The sequence below is a fragment of the Mesorhizobium sangaii genome (assembly GCF_014207355.1).
Lineage (GTDB): Bacteria > Pseudomonadota > Alphaproteobacteria > Rhizobiales > Rhizobiaceae > Mesorhizobium > Mesorhizobium sangaii.
Genome location: NZ_JACHEF010000001.1, coordinates 65,733 through 81,191, shown reverse-complemented (window position 1 = coordinate 81,191; position 15,459 = coordinate 65,733). Strand labels below are relative to the sequence as shown.

Below are 15,459 nucleotides of genomic sequence, written 5' to 3'. Positions count from 1 at the left end.
AAGGGGTAGGGATTGATAGAAATGTCGGGCATAGGTTGCGCCTGCAAAGCCCGGAAAACAGGGCTAGGCAAGACCGCGAGGGGCGTCGGGAGGGCCTAGCCCGCGTTCTAAAATCCCTTGCGTCCACCAATTCCGCCACATCCGCAGGCCCGCCTTTTTCAGATGCCAGATGCAGGCCGTCGAGTTGTGTTCTTGGCCACGGCTGAATGCGGAAAACAGACCGGGCAGTTTGAACATACTGGTGCGATCACGGAATTATGCGCGCCGCAGGTACTGGTATGATAACAGTCGGCGGATCAAACCCGCCCAGGCCGGCGCTTCTCAGCCCAACCCATTACCCCGCCCAACTGGGGGCGTCGGCCGCCCTTCCACCAAAGAGCGCTCCTCGAGCTGCGGCCGTTGGCCGGGTAGCGCCGGGCCGCTGGTGACGCTCAGAACTTGTAGCTCAAATTGATGCCGACCGTGTTCAGCTTCACATCCTGGTCGCGGTCGGTGAAATCGCCGGACGCGTCAAAGTGCTCCGAGCCGAAATCGTAGTAGCGATACTGGGCGCCGACGACGAACTTGTCGGTCAGCGCGTAGTCGACGCCGGCACCAACTGCCCAGCCGACACTCGTGCGTGAGCTGTCGAACGCCGTGGCTGTCGCTTGCGAGGTTTCGATGCCGGCGAAGGCGATGCCGCCGATGCCGTAGACGAGCAGCCGGTCCACTGCGTAGCCAGCCTTGGCGTTAATTGATCCGAACCATTTGACGTCGGTGCCGAAAGTGTTTCCCGGCTCCGCCTCGGTCGTGCCGTCGACCGAGGAATAGTTGAGGTCTGCCTCGGCGCCGATCACTGCCTGGTCGAACTGCCACAGGCCGGCGATATGGCCGCCGACAAAACCGCCGTCGATGTCAGGCGAGACGGAAAACGGCTCGCCCTCTGTCCCCGTGATATCGGACTGGCCCCAGCCATATCCGGCCTGCAGGCCGGCGTAGTAGCCGGTCCAGTCGAAGCCGGGCGCGGTCATCGGCACGTCGACCGTTGGGTCGGCTGCGAAAGCCGGCACGGCCAGGGCAGCGAGAAAACCGGCAGTTGCGACCATCAGGCGACGCACATCGAACTCCCCGAAATGGCGTTTCAGAAAGGCCCTTGCCGGGAGGGTAACCCGGTTTACGACAAAACGGAATCTTATTTCTGGCCGATGCCGCTCGCAAGCCCGGTGCCGCCAGACCGGAGACAAGCGGCATTGCCGCGGCAGCGTCGCCGTGCAAGATCAACGGTTTGTGGAGAAAAATCCTGATGCGCGTCCTGTTTGGCACGATCGCTGCAACAGCCGTCGTGCTGCTAGCCTGCGGCCTCGCCATGGCCGAGCCATTGACGCTGGCCATCGCCAAGGCCGTGGTCGTACCCGATGCGGCGCCAGGACAAGTGGCGCTCAATCTCAAGATGACGCCGGACAGTGGACGGGCATTCGCCGCTTTCACCAAGGCGAATGTCGGGAAGACGATCGACCTCAGCGTCGGCGGCAGCGTCGTGATGTCGCCGCGGCTGGTCGAACCCATCCTCGGCGGCGAGGTCATGATCAGCGGGAGGTTCGCCAAGGGCGAACTCAGGCGTCTCGCCGAACAAATTTCGGCCGGAAGGGCGAAAGCCACGGTCGACGTCAGCGCGCAGTAATCTTCGTGAAAGGCCGAACGGCCTTTGTCATGGCGCAACAGGTCCCAGTTTGATGCTGGTCAAAACCACACTGGCTTGGCACAGTCGGGCAAACAGGAGTCTTTCATGGCCAAGAAGCCGTCGGCGCATGCGACGAAACCCAAACCCTGGACCGAGATGGCGACGCAGCTGGTCGATGTCGCCATGGGTCGCAAACCCGCCGATCTCGTCATCCGCAACGGGCGCTGGGTGAACGTCCATTCGGGTGAGATCATCGCCGGCACCGATATAGCCATTGCCGGCGGGCGCTTTGCCTATTGCGGGCCGAACGCCAGCCATGCCATCGGCCAGGGCACGAAGGTGGTCGACGCCGGCGGGCGTTATCTGGTCCCCGGCCTCTGCGACGCGCACATGCATGTCGAGAGCGGCATGGTGACGGTCACCGAGTTCTGCCGTGCCGTCATTCCGCACGGCACCACCTCTATGTTCATCGATCCGCACGAGATCGCCAATGTGCTGGGCCTGCCCGGCGTGCGGCTGATGCATGACGAAGCCGTCGCGATGCCGGTCAACGTGCATGTGCAGATGCCGTCCTGCGTGCCTTCGGCACCAGGGCTGGAACATGCCGGCGCCGAGTTGACGGTCGCCGATGTCGCCGAAGCGATGACGTGGGAAAACATCATCGGGCTGGGTGAAGTGATGAATTTCCCCGGCGTCGCCGCCAACGACCCGGTCATGTCTGGCGAAATCGCGGCGACCGTGAAAGCGGGGAAAACGGTTGGCGGACACTATGCCTCGCGCGATCTCGGCCTGCCGTTCCACGGCTACGTCGCCGGAGGGCCGGAAGACGACCACGAGGGCACGCGGGCCGAGGATGCCATTGCGCGCGTGCGCCAGGGTATGAAGGCGATGCTGCGGCTGGGCTCGGCCTGGTATGACGTCGCCTCGCAGATCAAGGCGGTGACGGAGAGCGGCATCGATCCGCGCAACTTCATCCTGTGCACTGACGACAGCCACTCCGGTACGCTGGTCCATGAAGGCCATATGGACCGGGTGGTGCGCCACGCCATCCAGCAAGGGTTGAAGCCTGTAACGGCAATCCAGATGGCGACGCTCAACACCGCCCAGCACTTCAAACTCGAGCGCGAGATCGGCTCGATCGCGCCGGGGCGGCTGGCCGACCTGCTGATCGTCTCGGATCTCTCGGCGATGACCATAGACGAGGTCTACGCGCGTGGCGTCAGGCTGGCCAAGGGCGGCAAGCTCGAAATCGACATTCCGGCCTACGACTACCCGAAGACGGCCAAGAACACCGTCAAGCTCGGCAAGAAACTCAAGGCCGGCGACTTCGACATCGCGGCTCCCAAGGGCGCCAACGAGGTCCGTGTGCGCGTCATCGGCGTCATCGAGAACCAGGCGCCGACGCGGGCATTGGAGGCCGACCTGCCGGTCGAGGACGGGCTGGTCGCCATGGATCGCCGCAACGATATCTGCCAGATCGCGCTGGTCGAGCGCCACCGGGGCACAGGCGGCGTCACCAACGCCTTCGTCTCCGGCTTCGGCTACATGGGCGACTGCGCGATGGCCTCCAGCGTGGCGCACGATTCGCACCACATCATCGTCGTCGGCACCAACAAGCAGGACATGGCCCTGGCCGTGAACCGACTGGGCGAGGTCGGCGGCGGCGTCGTGCTGTTCTCCAAGGGCAAGGAACTGGCGCTGGTCGAAATGCCGATCGCCGGGCTGATGTCGGACGAGCGGGCGGAAATCGTCGCTGCTAAGGCCGAGAAGCTGACCGAAGCGATGCGCAAGATGGGCTGTTCGTTGAACAACGCCTACATGCAGCACTCGCTGCTGGCGCTGGTCGTCATTCCGGAACTTAGGATTTCCGACGTCGGGCTGATCGACGTGACGACGTTCCAGAAGGTCGATCTTTTCGTCTGAGATCAGGCGCCGGCGCTCGGCTGATCACCCGCCAGTGGCAACGGTCAGCACCTTGAACGGCGTGGTGATGACGATCTCGGCGACGGAGCCGACGGCCTTGCCTAGGCCTTGCCCGATGTTGTTGAACTGCGCCGCGTCGGGCTCGTCCGGTCGTAGGGCGGCCGGTGTGCGCAACCGGTCGCCGAGCAGTTGCACCAGGATCGGGTTGTCGGCGAATTTCGCATGGTTCAAACGGTCGCCGCCCTTGGTCTTGGTCAGGTCCGCCACGACCACGCCATAGCTGGCAAGGTCGGCGGCATTGCTGTAATCGCCAACGCGCGGCTTGTCGCCAGAGATCAGGGAAGACAGCTTGAGCGCGCGGTCGTCGTCGGAGAGCAGGATGGCGAACGGCTTGTCCGGCTTGCCGTAGCGGATCATCTGCTTCTTGAACACATCGACATCGATGTCCGGTGAGGCCAGGATGACATAGCCGAGCTTGCCGCCAAGATCGCGATCGCCGGAGATGGCGAGCTGCCGCAGCGCTTCCATCGTCACCCAGGTTCCCATCGAGTGAGCGATGATGTCGATGCTCTTGACCCGCGTCTTGGCCAGCATCCTGAGCGTCGCCTCGAGGTCGTCGCGCGCCGCGTTGGCGCTTTCCTTGTCGTAGATATAGCCCGTCGTCTTGCCGCTTGACGCCCAGGAAAACAGCACCGGCGTGCCGGGATATTTCGTGTCGTGGGCAATCTGCGTCAGCCGGTAGATGCCGTCGTCGAAGCCGTTGTTGAAGCCGTGCACGAAAACCAATGCACGGTCGCCGCGCATGGCGATGTCGGCACCGACCGCCTTGGCGAATTGCGGCGCGCCTTCATAGAAGGTCACGTCCTTGGCAGTGAAATCCTTGGCCGGATTGCTGTTTGCGGATCCCTTAACCCGCTCGATGGCGCCGACCTGATGGCTTTTGGGAACGGTCACGTCGACGCGGGCAAAGCTGGTGGTCAGCGAGCGGTCGCCGTCGTAGACCTGTCGCGGGTTCTTTGTTGCCCTCTGCCGGGTGGTGGCAACGAAGATCTCATGCGTCGCAGCGATGTCGGAAGCGGGCACCGTGATCGTCGTCTTGTTGAGCAGATCATGGGTTTTCTGGCCGGCGCAGCCAGTGACAGCGAGCGCGAATGCGACGACAAGGCAGCTCTTCGAACGCACGGTCACACGCCGGCTCCGCAAAGGGGGACGTCAAACGCATGACGTCGCTGGATATTCCGATAAAGCCAGAGGGCGGCGCGGTCCAGTTCAAAGTGAGCCTAGACGTCTGCAATGCTGAACAGGCACGGCAAAATCGTGGGATTTCGTCTATTGCCCGAGCAGGCCGATGCGATCGGTCACGTCGCGATCGCTGGCAAAACCGTCATCGTCGCGCAGCCGCTGGCCGATCATCTTCACCAGTTCGGGATTGTCGGCGAATTTGGTGTGGTTGAAGCTATCGCTTCCCTTGACCTTTGAAAGGTCGACCACGGTCACGCCGTAGGAGGCAAGATCGGCGGCATCCTTGTAGTCGCCGACGCGTGGCCGCGAGCCGGCAATCAGGCCGGAGAGCCTGAGCGCCCGATCGTCGTCGGAGAGCAGCAGGATGAACGGCTTGTCAGGCTTGCCGTAGCGTCGCATCTGGCTCTTAAACACATCGACATCGATGTCGGGCGAGGCCAGCACCACGTCGCCGAGCTTGCCGCCGAGATCGCGGTCGCCGCTGATGGCCATCTGGCGCAGAGTTTCCATCGTCACCCAGGTTCCCATCGAATGGGCGACGATGTCGATGCGCCGCGCTCCGGACTGCTCCAGCATCCTCAAGGTCACTTCGAGTTGGTCGCGGGCCGCGCTGGCGCTTTCCTTGTCATAGACATAGTCGGTGGTCTTGGCGCCGGAGGCCCAGGAAAACAGCACCGGCGTGCCCGGATAGCCGGAATCGTGGACGATCTGGGTCAAGCGGTAGACGGCATCATCGAAGCCGGTGTTGTAACCATGGACGAAGACCATGACGCGGCCGCCGCGCGCCGCGATGTCGGCATTGAGCGCGCTGGAGAACTTCGGCTGTGCGTCGTACCCGACGACTTCGGACGCCATGAAATATTTCGCCGGGTCGTCGGATTTGCCGCGCGAACGGCGCTCGATCTGGCCGGTCTGGTGGGAGCCTGGCACCGTGACGGTGACGCGGGCGTAATTCAGCGTGGCCGAGCGCTCGCCGTCGAAGACCTTGTTGGGATCGTCGGATTTCTTGCGCGTCGTGGCGATGAAGATGCTGTGGTTGCCGGCGATCTCAGTCACCGGCGTCGCGACGATGGCGCTGCCAAGCAGTTCCTGGGTTTGCGTGCCGGCGCAGCCGGCGACGAGCAAGATAAGGACAACGGCAAAGATATTCTTCAAAGGCACTCAGAAATTCCAACTCCGGCCAAAAGGCCTGCCTACCCCCGCGACATCCCGGACAGCCAGAGTGCGGCAGAACTAAGTCGCATCCAGCCGAAATGTGGTCAGCGCCCGGTCACAGTCATCGCACTGTTGCGCGAAAGCCAAAACGGCGGCAGAAACGCCGGAATGTTGGAGAAGGGCAACACCTCCGGCTTGAGGTGGATGCCGAGTACATCCGCCATGAAACCGCGTCTCGCCTCGATGCGCCTCCAGGCCTCGGGATAGCGCGCCGCGATCTCCTCGCGCAGAGGCTCGTCGGCGAGCGCGATGCCGTCCTCGATATTGGTGGTGAAATAGGCGCTGCCGGTCGCCGGAATGACGTCGACCTGCAGCGCCATGCCGGATCGCAGTCTGATGTCGGAGCCGGAAAACACCGGCGAATGCATCCATTCGTCGATATGGACGAGATGGCCGGGATTGAGTGAAACACCAAAGAACGGATCGCCTATGCGGTCATGCACCGCCCTCCACAGCGTGCCTCCCGTGGTGCCGATGCCGATCGCTTCGTACCAGTCGACGACAGCGGCGAAATAGGGCGCGACCAGTCTTTCGACATAGTCGCGGATGGCATGCGGAAGTTCGGATGCTTCCTCGGCAAGGAAGCCGGCGCGTGCATTGAGCGCACCCTGGATGCCGTAGGCCATGGTGATCGGGTCGCCACGCCGGATGACGTCGAGGCGCGGGCTGGGCAGGCCATAGGCGGCGCGCTTGCCCGCCGATAGCATCGGATGGCAGCCATGCGGCAGCCCGTTCATGCCCATCAGCCGGGCCGCCTGCAGTTCGGTCATGCCGGGCTCGATGCCTTGCAGGACATTACGCAACCCCTGCGAGGTGAACGTCGCGGCGAACTCGAACGCAGCCAGTTGGTCGGCCTCGTTGATGGAGCGCAGCCCGTCGGTGGGGTTCATCAGCAGGTTGGCCGCGTTCACGACCGCGCCCTTGTCGCCGACAAGCGCGCGCAGCGTATCGGCGATGAAGGAGGGCAGGTCGAGCGCCGTCTCGCCAAGGCCGGCATCGCCCGCGCCGAACGGCTTCCAGCCGATGGCGCCGATGCGCTGGCCGGGCATCAGGCCGCAATCGGCGAGGATGTCGGGAAGCGCATCCGAGCGGTCGCGCGGCTGCGCCGGCAGCGAGAAGGTCTGGTAGAGGACGCGCTCGTAAGGTCCGTCGCAGAGTTCGGCATAGCCCCAGCCTTCATTGCCGACGAGAAGTCTTGGCTGCTTGCCGGGAACGATGACCAGCAGCGTTTCCTCGAAACGCGGATCGTAGCCCGAGAGATAGGCGACGTTGGCCGCGTGTTCGCGATCGCCATAGATGGCGAAGGCATCGAGGCCGGCCTTGGCGCCCAATGCCGTCAGCGCCGCGATGCGGGCTTCGTGGGTGGCGCGCTTAACCAGCGGCATCACCGTCGGCTCGCCGAATTCCGGCAAGGACATGGATTTCAGGCCGACCGAAGCGACAGGCATGAACAAACGCCTCCAAGTGCTTGCAAGGATTCTGCGAATGCCCGTTGCAGAGGGGCATGACTGGCCGGACAATGGCGTCGCGGACCCGGATATGCAATAGGCGGAATCGGCCGCACGACGACAGGGCGTGCAACAAACAGCCGGTGCGCGGCCCGATCGATGATAGATGTCCGCGGACAACAGGCGGTGCGAGGTGGTTTTCCGATGAACAGTTTCTCTTCCCGCGTCGCCACCGCTGCCGCGGCGATCCGCCAGATCTTTCCGGAAACGCCGCTGCAGGAGAACGACTACCTGTCGAAAAAGACCGGTGCGCGGGTGCTGCTGAAGCGTGAGGATCTGTCGCCGGTGCGTTCCTACAAGATCCGTGGCGCCTTCAATTTCTTCCGCAAGACGCTTGCCGCCGGCAACGAGGCTGAACTGTTCGTCTGCGCTTCCGCCGGCAACCATGCGCAGGGCTTCGCTTTCGTCTGCCGCCATTTCGGCAAGAAGGGCGTCGTGTTCATGCCGGTGACGACGCCGCAGCAGAAGATCGACAAGACCAGGCTGTTCGGCGGCGATTTCGTCGAGATCAGGCTGGTCGGCGACTTTTTCGACGATTGCTACCGCGCCGCCTTCGAATTCACCGAAAGCTCCGGCGCCCACATGGTGCCGCCCTTCGATCACAAGGACATCATCGAGGGCCAGGCGACCGTCGCCTATGAGATCGCCGACCAGATGCCGGGCGTCCGCATGCCCGACATCATCATGCTGCCAGTCGGCGGCGGCGGGCTCGCCGCCGGCGTCACCCACTATTTCGCCGATCAGGGCCGCGAAGCGCGCTTCGTCTTCTGCGAGCCGGCCGGCGCGCCAAGCCTGCGCGAGAGCCTCACTGCCGGAAAGCGCCTGAAACTCGCCAAGGTCGATAATTTCGTCGATGGCGCGGCGGTTGCCGAAATCGGCCGCGAGCCGTTGCGGCACCTCAAGGATTTTGCGGCCGACACGGTGCGGCTGATCCCGGAAAACCGGCTTTGCGCGACCATGATCGAGATGCTCAACGTCGAAGGCGTCGTGCTGGAGCCGGCCGGCGCGCTGGCGATCGACGCGCTGAAGGATTTTTCCAGGAAGGAAATCAGGGGCAAGACAATCGTCGCCGTGGTTTCAGGCGGCAATTTCGATTTCGAGCGGCTGCCGGACGTCAAGGAACGGGCGCTGCGCTTCGAGGGCCTGAAGAAATATTTCATCATCCGCTTTCCGCAGCGGCCGGGCGCGTTGCGCGATTTCCTTGAATTGCTTGGGCCTGACGACGACATCGCCCGCTTCGAATATCTGAAGAAATCGGCACGCAATTTCGGCTCGGTGCTGATCGGCATCGAAACCAAGGATCGCCGCAATTTCGACCTGCTCAAGGCGAATTTCGAGGCCGAAGGCGTCCAGTACCAGGATATCACCGACAACGAGACGCTGGCCGGGTTCATCATATGACTGATCAGGGAAAAAGCTTCGTTGCGCTGTTTTCCGGCATCAATGTCGGCGGCAACCGCATCGTCAAGATGGCGGAGCTACGGTCGTTCTTCGAGGATCTCGGCTTTTCCGATGTCGCCACCTATGTGCAGAGCGGCAATACCGTTTTTCGGGCGAAAAAGGGTGACGCGGCGACGCTGACCAAACAGATCGAAGCAGCCTTCGAGAAAAAATGGGGATTCCATTCGCGCATCATGGTGCGCGATCTCGGCTGGTTCGAGCGGCTGGTGAGCGAAAATCCCTATCCGGAAGTGGCTGCGGACCATACGAAGCTCCACGCCTATGTGCTGGAGCGCGAGCCGACCGCCGATGAGGTGGCGCGGCTGACCGAAAAGTGCACTGGCCCCGAACGATTCGAGATCAAGGGCGACGTGCTTTACCTGCACGCGCCGGACGGGCTCGGCAAATCGGTTTTTGCCGGGCTGATCCCGCGCACGCTGAAGGTGCCGGGCACCGCGCGCAACTGGCGTTCGGTGCTGGCGCTGCTGGAGATGGCCGGCCAGGCCGGCGGAGCTTAGGTCGATTGCGCTGCTGTTGCGGGCTTCCAGTCGAACGCCAGTTCTTCGCGAAAAGCAAAGCGTTTGATGTGATCGGCAACAACACTTTCCAGACGCTCGAGCGATTCGCCTTCCTTGGTAGAAACAGTGATATGCAGCGCGCTCGCATCGGCATCCATCACCGTGCGGCCCAGCGAGAGATCGATGGTCCCATGGTGCGGATCGAACTCGACGGGGAATTTGTGCGCCCAATGCTTGCACAGCTGCTGCAGATAGCGGCTGGCATGTTCGGTGGCGACATCGGCATGGCTGGTCGGCATCAGTGAACTCTCCGGGAGGGCAGGCGCCCATTGCTTGACATGGCTCCAGGCTTGCCAGGCTGGCGCGACAGCGCGGTAGATAGGTGCTGTCGCGCAAACCGCCAAAGGCTGCCGGCGATTTTTCGCCCGGGGTCGAGGCCTACCAGCTTCCGGTGTTCGCCATCGAAGCCCAGGGTTCGGCCTTGGCCTTGGCCGGGCCCTTCTGCAGGAGCTCGATCGAAATGCCATCCGGCGACCTGATGAAGGCCATGTTGCCGTCGCGCGGCGGCCGGTTGATGGTGACGCCATTGTCCATCAGATGCTGGCAGGTGGCGTAGATGTCGTCGACCTCATAGGCGAGGTGGCCGAAATTGCGCCCGCCCTTGTAGTCTTCCGGATCCCAGTTGTAGGTCAGTTCGACCAGCGGCGCCTTCTCGTTGACGCCGCTCTCCTCGTCCTCCGGCGCGGCCAGGAAGATCAGCGTGAAGCGGCCTTGCTCGTTTTCGTAGCGGCGCACCTCCTTGAGGCCAAGCTTGGCGCAGTAGAAATCGAGCGAGGCGTCGACGTCGGCGACGCGGACCATGGTGTGCAGATAGCGCATGTGATTTCCTCGATGAATTGCGTTGCGGCGCAACATAGGGTCGACCCGTTCAAAGGGCAATCGTTCGGCACTGCGCAATGCCGGCAAAGAACAAATCCGGTATTCCCCCAAAAAAGGCACGTCAGGTCTTGCACACACCGGAAGCCGCGGTGTTAATCTGGTGTCAAGAATCAGTTGCGGTGTTTCTTGAAAAATATGGGGGCATTCTTATGGGGGAAAAGGCCTCTTTGACGGGGCGGAACGGAACCCTTGGCGACGCCTTGCATCGTGACGAAGGCGGCGACGCCGCCGATCTGCTCGAAATTGCCGGCGCCATCAAATGGTTCGATGTGGCCAAGGGCTACGGTTTCATCCTTCCGGATGACGGCATATCCGGCGACATCCTCCTCCATGTGACATGTCTTCGAAAAGACGGCTTCCAAACTGCCCTGGAGGGCGCGCGTGTGGTCTGCCTCGTCAAGCATGGCGATCGCGGATTGCAGGCCTTCCGGGTGCTCTCCATGGACGTCACCACCGCAGTCCATCCGGCCGAAATGCAGGAGCAGCGCACCCATATCGCGGTGACGCCGGAAAGCGGCCTCGAGCGCGCTTTGGTGAAATGGTTCAACCGCACCAAGGGGTTTGGTTTTCTCACCCGCGGCGAGGGCACCGAGGACATCTTCGTCCACATGGAGACCTTGCGCCGTTACGGCATCACCGAGCTTCGGCCTGGGCAAGTCGTGCTGGTTCGTTTTGGGCGCGGCGACAAAGGCCTTATGGCCGCCGAGATTCACCCCGACATGGGGACCTTGCCGGTCTCGCACTAAATCAGTCGCCCAAAGTGGCCCATCCCGACCGATCGGGATGGCGCTCCATCTCCTCTTTGTTTGACCATGATCTCTGGACAAACGGTTTCCGTTTGTCCGAGAAAATCGGGTTCCACTTTTGGGGATCATGGTCTAATGCATGTCGCCCGAAAGCATGCCCACGGGGCTGACCCGAGGCGGCGCGCTCCAGGACGTTTTCCGGTCGAGGATGGCGAATGGCTCACAGGAACTGGCTGACCGCGGGTTTGGTGTGCGCCATTGTCGCCGTGGTCGTGGCCGCGGGTGCTTACTTCTATTCCGACCGGCCGACCGCGGCCGACAGCCGGGCGATGATCCTTCCGGTCGATCCGGCGCCGCTGGTTGTGGTGACGAAAGGCGGCGATCGTTCTTTTTCCATCGAAGTCGCCAACACAGCCGCTGAGCGCGAGGCCGGGCTGATGTACCGTCAGGACATGGCGGACGACCATGGCATGTTGTTCGTTTTCGATATCCAGCAGCAGGTTGGCTTCTGGATGCAGAACACCCCGATGCCGCTTGATCTGATCTTTGTGGGCCAGGATGGCAAGATCCGGGCGATCAAGCACGGCGAGCCGCTATCCGAGGCCATCATTTCGCCTGGCGTGCCGGTGCGTTTCGTGCTCGAGCTGAAAGCTGGCACCGCAGCCAGGAATGGCATCGAGTATGGCGACCTGTTGCGCCATCCGGCCGTTGGCACGGTGTCTGGTCCGGGCGTGCCGCCATCCAACAATGGCGATGCGCCCAACGGCGGTGCCGGTTGAGTGCGCAGGCGGGATCGCTGATGCAGGTTTTCACCCATGACGGCTTCGATCTTGCCTTCCTCGACCGCCAGCCGGCGTCGGGCAAGGGCGATCCGGTGCTCATGATCCATGGCTTTGCCTCTAGCCATTATGTCAATTGGGTATCGCCGGGCTGGTTCAAGACGCTGAACGATGCCGGTTACCGCGCCATCGCTTTCGACAATCGCGGCCACGGCTCGTCGTCGAAAAGTTATGACGAGGCCGACTACACGCCGGTCAAGATGGCTTCTGATGCCGCCGCCTTGCTTGGCCATCTCGGCATCGAACGCGCCCACGTGATGGGCTATTCGATGGGCGCGCGCATTGCGGCGTTCCTGGCCCTGTCCGATCCGGACAAGGTGGCGACGCTGGTCTTCGGCGGGCTTGGCATCGGCATGATCGACGGCGTCGGCGATTGGGATCCGATCGCCGCAGCCCTGCTCGCCGACGATCCTGCCACGACCAGCAATCCGCGCGGCCGATCGTTTCGCGCCTTCGCCGACCAGACCCGCAGCGACCGCCGGGCCTTGGCCGCCTGTATCGCCAGGTCGCGAGAATTGCTGAGCGAGGACGATCTTGCGCGCATTGCCCAGCCGACGCTGATCGCCGTCGGCACGACGGACGACATTGGCGGCTCGCCCGATGAACTCGCGGCATTGATGCCGAACGCCAGGGCCTTCCACATCGAGGGTCGGGACCATATGCTGGCGGTCGGGGACAAGACCTTCAAGCAACGTGTGCTGGAGTTCTATGCCGAAAATCCGCTCTGAGCGGACGGCGGCGGAGGCGTAAGGGCCTCCAACGACCGCGCCATGTTCAGTCGAGCCTGAGGCTCGAAACGCTGGCGAAACGCTTCGGTGTGGAAGATATGCGGGCGGGCGAGGAAATTCTTCAGGACCGCGCTGCGGCCGGCCCGCCACATCGGCTCCTCGACCCAGTGATATTCGCGCCGGACGGCGCGCTCATACGCATCGAAGGCATCCGGCTGAGCCCCCAGGATCGACAAATCCATGTCGAGGAAAAGACCGGCGTCCCGTACTGCCGTCGCGTCGTCGAACGACGGCAGCACGTCCCGTACTGCCGTCGCGTCGTCGAACGACGGCAGCTGGTGCGTGGCGGTGGCGACGATCATCGCTGAGATGCGGTCGAGGCGCGCGGTTTCAGCGCGGCCCGCCAGCTTTTGCTCGGCAAGGGCGGCACTTTGCGCCTCGTTGTCCTTGGCCTTGCTGTCATAGATGGCGTCATGGAACCAGATCGCCGCTTCGACGGCTTCGGGATCGCCGAGCAACACTCGATAGTCGCCCGCCAGCGCCAGCATCGCCTCGATATGGGCAAGGTTGTGATAGTGGCGGTCTTGCGCGGCGTAGAGCGCTGAAAGCTCGCGTTTCAGCGGCTCATCGATCAAAGGTTCGTTTTCCATGCGGCGTCACTATCACCCAATAAAATAATCCCGGCATTCTGGGCCAAAACGCGGCACGGCGGAAGGCGGCGGGGAGCCATGGTGCCGTACCCAATTGACCAAATCGCATGATGGCGGGAAGCTCCTTGGCATGAGCAGGATCCACGCGGTCACCCGCTCGGACGCATCTTGTAATTTTTCAAAGCACTCAAACCCAAGGAGCCTGACATGACCACCGCAACCGAGACCCTTCGACCGGGGACTATCGACATGAAGCTGGAGGCCGTCATCATTTCCGTTTCGGATGCCGATCGGGCCAAGCGTTTTTATGGTGGCCTGGGCTGGAGGCTCGATGCCGACTTCGTCGTTGGCGATGCTTTTCGTGTCGTGCAGTTCACGCCTCCGGGTTCGCCATGCTCGATCCATTTTGGCAAGGGCCTCACGACCGCCGCGCCAGGCTCGGCAAAGGGACTTTATCTCGTGGTGTCCGATATCGTAGCGGCACGTGCCGAACTGGTGGCGCGCGGGGTCGATGCGAGCGAAGTGTTTCACCGTGCGGGCCCTGGGCAGCCGCCGATCAGCGGCAGGCATCCGGAGGGCCGCAGTTATTCCTCCTTTGCCTCGTTCAGCGACCCGGACGGCAACAGCTGGCTGCTGCAGGAGATCACCCAGCGATTGCCTGGGCGCGTCGATGCCCACGACACGACATTCACCTCGTCGACCGAGCTTGCTGCCGCGCTGCGGCGTGCGGCGGCCGCGCATGGCGAACACGAGACGCGGACCGGCGGACAGCGCGATGAGAACTGGCCCGACTGGTATGCCGAATACATGGTGGCGGAACAGGCCGGCAAGCCGCTGCCGACGTGACCAGCGGCCACGGTATCGCGGTGTCATCGATGTCGCGGTGAAATCAGGCCCGCCGGCCACCTGACCTTCCGCGCGCTCAAGCGCGGGAGGTTCGCCCGTTCGGCGCATTGCCGATCAAGGGTTCGTTTTCCATGGCCGCTTGAATTCCCGCGAACCAAATCCATTTGACATTGCACTAAGGAAAATTGAGTTCAATCGTGCTATGATCTGGCTTATATGTGCGGCCAGACAAGGCGAGCACAACAGGCCAGCCCGGCAGGACGCAGGACGAGACGGCAATGAACAGCATCAGCATTTCCCGACAGAGCGCGTTGCAGCCGGTCGATCCGATCTGGCGCTCGATCCGCGACGAGGCCATGGAGGCGGTCAACCGAGACCCGCTGCTTGCCGCGTTCCTCTATTCGACCATCCTCAACCAGGACAGCCTGGAAGAGGCGGTCATCCATCGGCTGGCCGAGCGGCTCGACCATCAGGACATCGGCTCCGATCTCATCCGCCAGACCTTCAAGTCGATGCTGGCCGACGACAAGGATTGGCCGACGACCGTGCGCGTCGACATCCAAGCCTATTACGACCGTGATCCGGCCTGCGACCGATTCATCATGCCGGTGCTGTATTTCAAGGGCTTCCACGCCATCCAGACCCATCGGCTGGCGCATTGGCTTTGGAAGCAGGGCCGCAAGGATTTCGCGCTCTATCTCCAGAGCCGCTCGTCCTCGGTCTTCCAGACCGACATCAACCCGGCCGCTCGCATCGGCAAGGGCATCTTCATCGACCACGCCACCGGCCTCGTCGTCGGCGAGACCGCGGTCATCGAGGATGATGTGTCGATCCTGCACGGCGTGACGCTGGGCGGCACCGGCAAGGCCGGCGGCGACCGTCACCCCAAGATCCGCTACGGCGTGCTGATCGGGGCCGGCGCCAAGATCCTCGGCAACATCGAAATCGGCCATTGCTCGAAGATCGCGGCAGGTTCGGTGGTGCTGTCGCCCGTACCGCACAACAAGACGGTTGCCGGCGTGCCGGCCCGCGTCGTCGGCGAGACCGGCTGCGATCAGCCGTCGCGCCAGATGGACCAGCTTCTGCCGTCGCAGACGATGGATCAGGTCGTCAGCTTCGACATCTGATTTTCATCTGCCCGCTGCCTGCGGCCGGTTGCCGGCCGTGGGACGGAGCGGGCGGTTGTTCCCGTGTTATCGGGCCGC

16 protein-coding genes are annotated in these 15,459 nt (G+C 62.9%); 9 read left to right on the top strand and 7 right to left on the bottom strand.

The features are described 5' to 3' along the window. Positions 1 to 431 precede the first annotated feature (431 nt). Positions 432 to 1,097 carry an outer membrane beta-barrel protein gene (locus HNQ71_RS00450; protein ID WP_184870686.1) on the bottom strand — a complete coding sequence of 222 codons (666 nt, stop codon included), beginning with the start codon at positions 1,095 to 1,097 and terminating at the stop codon, positions 432 to 434. A gap of 185 nt (positions 1,098 to 1,282) precedes the next feature. Here HNQ71_RS00450 and HNQ71_RS00445 point away from each other — a divergent pair, with 185 nt between their 5' ends. Continuing rightward, positions 1,283 to 1,660, top strand: coding sequence for a SecDF P1 head subdomain-containing protein (locus HNQ71_RS00445; protein WP_184870685.1), 378 nt, complete (start codon positions 1,283 to 1,285; stop codon positions 1,658 to 1,660). Positions 1,661 to 1,765: 105 nt separating this feature from the next. Further along, positions 1,766 to 3,583, top strand: a complete 1,818-nt coding sequence (gene ade / locus HNQ71_RS00440; RefSeq protein ID WP_184870684.1) for an adenine deaminase — start codon at positions 1,766 to 1,768, stop codon at positions 3,581 to 3,583. Positions 3,584 to 3,607: 24 nt separating this feature from the next. Here the strand turns inward: ade and HNQ71_RS00435 are convergent, their stop codons facing one another. The 3 genes from HNQ71_RS00435 to HNQ71_RS00425 all read right to left on the bottom strand — a co-directional run bounded on the left by HNQ71_RS00435 (position 3,608) and on the right by HNQ71_RS00425 (position 7,488). After that, positions 3,608 to 4,771: an alpha/beta hydrolase gene (locus HNQ71_RS00435; RefSeq protein ID WP_184870683.1), complete on the bottom strand. Its 1,164-nt coding sequence runs from the start codon at positions 4,769 to 4,771 to the stop codon at positions 3,608 to 3,610. Between the two features lie 141 nt (positions 4,772 to 4,912). Then, complete coding sequence (locus tag HNQ71_RS00430) at positions 4,913 to 5,986, bottom strand: alpha/beta fold hydrolase (protein ID WP_184870682.1); 1,074 nt, start codon at positions 5,984 to 5,986, stop codon at positions 4,913 to 4,915. Between the two features lie 98 nt (positions 5,987 to 6,084). Then, positions 6,085 to 7,488: an aminopeptidase P family N-terminal domain-containing protein gene (locus HNQ71_RS00425; RefSeq protein WP_184870681.1), complete on the bottom strand. Its 1,404-nt coding sequence runs from the start codon at positions 7,486 to 7,488 to the stop codon at positions 6,085 to 6,087. Positions 7,489 to 7,692: 204 nt separating this feature from the next. On the opposite strand from HNQ71_RS00425, the gene ilvA reads away from it, so the two are divergent. Further along, the gene (gene ilvA / locus HNQ71_RS00420; RefSeq protein WP_184870680.1) at positions 7,693 to 8,949 is read left to right on the top strand and encodes a threonine ammonia-lyase IlvA; all 1,257 of its coding nucleotides are present in this window, start codon (positions 7,693 to 7,695) and stop codon (positions 8,947 to 8,949) included. Beyond that, the gene (locus tag HNQ71_RS00415; protein ID WP_184870679.1) at positions 8,946 to 9,506 is read left to right on the top strand and encodes a DUF1697 domain-containing protein; all 561 of its coding nucleotides are present in this window, start codon (positions 8,946 to 8,948) and stop codon (positions 9,504 to 9,506) included. The genes ilvA and HNQ71_RS00415 overlap by 4 nt, the downstream gene beginning before the upstream one ends. On the opposite strand, the gene HNQ71_RS00410 is transcribed toward HNQ71_RS00415, so the two are convergent. Beyond that, on the bottom strand, positions 9,503 to 9,805 hold the full coding sequence (locus HNQ71_RS00410) for a DUF2218 domain-containing protein (RefSeq protein WP_184870678.1): 303 nt from the start codon (positions 9,803 to 9,805) through the stop codon (positions 9,503 to 9,505). The two genes, HNQ71_RS00415 and HNQ71_RS00410, sit on opposite strands and share 4 nt — an antisense overlap. Before the next feature lie 139 nt (positions 9,806 to 9,944). After that, complete coding sequence (locus tag HNQ71_RS00405) at positions 9,945 to 10,385, bottom strand: VOC family protein (protein ID WP_095090732.1); 441 nt, start codon at positions 10,383 to 10,385, stop codon at positions 9,945 to 9,947. Positions 10,386 to 10,594: 209 nt separating this feature from the next. Here HNQ71_RS00405 and HNQ71_RS00400 point away from each other — a divergent pair, with 209 nt between their 5' ends. The 3 genes from HNQ71_RS00400 (at position 10,595) to HNQ71_RS00390 (ending at position 12,758) form a co-directional block, all read left to right on the top strand. Beyond that, on the top strand, positions 10,595 to 11,191 hold the full coding sequence (locus HNQ71_RS00400) for a cold-shock protein (RefSeq protein ID WP_184872181.1): 597 nt from the start codon (positions 10,595 to 10,597) through the stop codon (positions 11,189 to 11,191). Positions 11,192 to 11,406: 215 nt separating this feature from the next. Further along, entirely contained in the window at positions 11,407 to 11,970 is a 564-nt protein-coding gene (locus HNQ71_RS00395; RefSeq protein WP_184870677.1) for a DUF192 domain-containing protein, read from the top strand. 20 nt (positions 11,971 to 11,990) lie between these two features. Further along, positions 11,991 to 12,758 (top strand): alpha/beta fold hydrolase, encoded by a 768-nt coding sequence (locus HNQ71_RS00390; protein WP_184870676.1) that lies wholly within the window; start codon positions 11,991 to 11,993, stop codon positions 12,756 to 12,758. Here the strand turns inward: HNQ71_RS00390 and HNQ71_RS00385 are convergent. Next, positions 12,737 to 13,408, bottom strand: coding sequence for an HD domain-containing protein (locus HNQ71_RS00385; protein WP_184870675.1), 672 nt, complete (start codon positions 13,406 to 13,408; stop codon positions 12,737 to 12,739). The genes HNQ71_RS00390 and HNQ71_RS00385 overlap by 22 nt on opposite strands. A 207-nt stretch (positions 13,409 to 13,615) precedes the next feature. On the opposite strand from HNQ71_RS00385, the gene HNQ71_RS00380 reads away from it, so the two are divergent. Together HNQ71_RS00380 and cysE are read left to right on the top strand one after the other, a co-directional pair. Then, a complete protein-coding gene (locus HNQ71_RS00380; protein WP_184870674.1) occupies positions 13,616 to 14,254 on the top strand; it encodes a VOC family protein in 639 nt (212 codons plus the stop codon). A gap of 278 nt (positions 14,255 to 14,532) precedes the next feature. Beyond that, the gene (gene cysE, locus HNQ71_RS00375) at positions 14,533 to 15,381 is read left to right on the top strand and encodes a serine O-acetyltransferase (protein WP_095091679.1); all 849 of its coding nucleotides are present in this window, start codon (positions 14,533 to 14,535) and stop codon (positions 15,379 to 15,381) included. Positions 15,382 to 15,459 lie beyond the last annotated feature (78 nt).

Coding starts and splice junctions, on each gene's coding strand:
- HNQ71_RS00390 (WP_184870676.1), top strand. CDS start 11,991: ATGCAGGTTTTCACCCATGACGGCTTCGATCTTGCCTTCCTCGACCGC.
- ade (WP_184870684.1), top strand. CDS start 1,766: ATGGCCAAGAAGCCGTCGGCGCATGCGACGAAACCCAAACCCTGGACC.
- HNQ71_RS00425 (WP_184870681.1), bottom strand. CDS start 7,488: ATGCCTGTCGCTTCGGTCGGCCTGAAATCCATGTCCTTGCCGGAATTC.
- HNQ71_RS00405 (WP_095090732.1), bottom strand. CDS start 10,385: ATGCGCTATCTGCACACCATGGTCCGCGTCGCCGACGTCGACGCCTCG.
- HNQ71_RS00395 (WP_184870677.1), top strand. CDS start 11,407: ATGGCTCACAGGAACTGGCTGACCGCGGGTTTGGTGTGCGCCATTGTC.
- ilvA (WP_184870680.1), top strand. CDS start 7,693: ATGAACAGTTTCTCTTCCCGCGTCGCCACCGCTGCCGCGGCGATCCGC.
- HNQ71_RS00385 (WP_184870675.1), bottom strand. CDS start 13,408: ATGGAAAACGAACCTTTGATCGATGAGCCGCTGAAACGCGAGCTTTCA.
- cysE (WP_095091679.1), top strand. CDS start 14,533: ATGAACAGCATCAGCATTTCCCGACAGAGCGCGTTGCAGCCGGTCGAT.
- HNQ71_RS00415 (WP_184870679.1), top strand. CDS start 8,946: ATGACTGATCAGGGAAAAAGCTTCGTTGCGCTGTTTTCCGGCATCAAT.
- HNQ71_RS00445 (WP_184870685.1), top strand. CDS start 1,283: ATGCGCGTCCTGTTTGGCACGATCGCTGCAACAGCCGTCGTGCTGCTA.
- HNQ71_RS00380 (WP_184870674.1), top strand. CDS start 13,616: ATGACCACCGCAACCGAGACCCTTCGACCGGGGACTATCGACATGAAG.
- HNQ71_RS00400 (WP_184872181.1), top strand. CDS start 10,595: ATGGGGGAAAAGGCCTCTTTGACGGGGCGGAACGGAACCCTTGGCGAC.
- HNQ71_RS00410 (WP_184870678.1), bottom strand. CDS start 9,805: ATGCCGACCAGCCATGCCGATGTCGCCACCGAACATGCCAGCCGCTAT.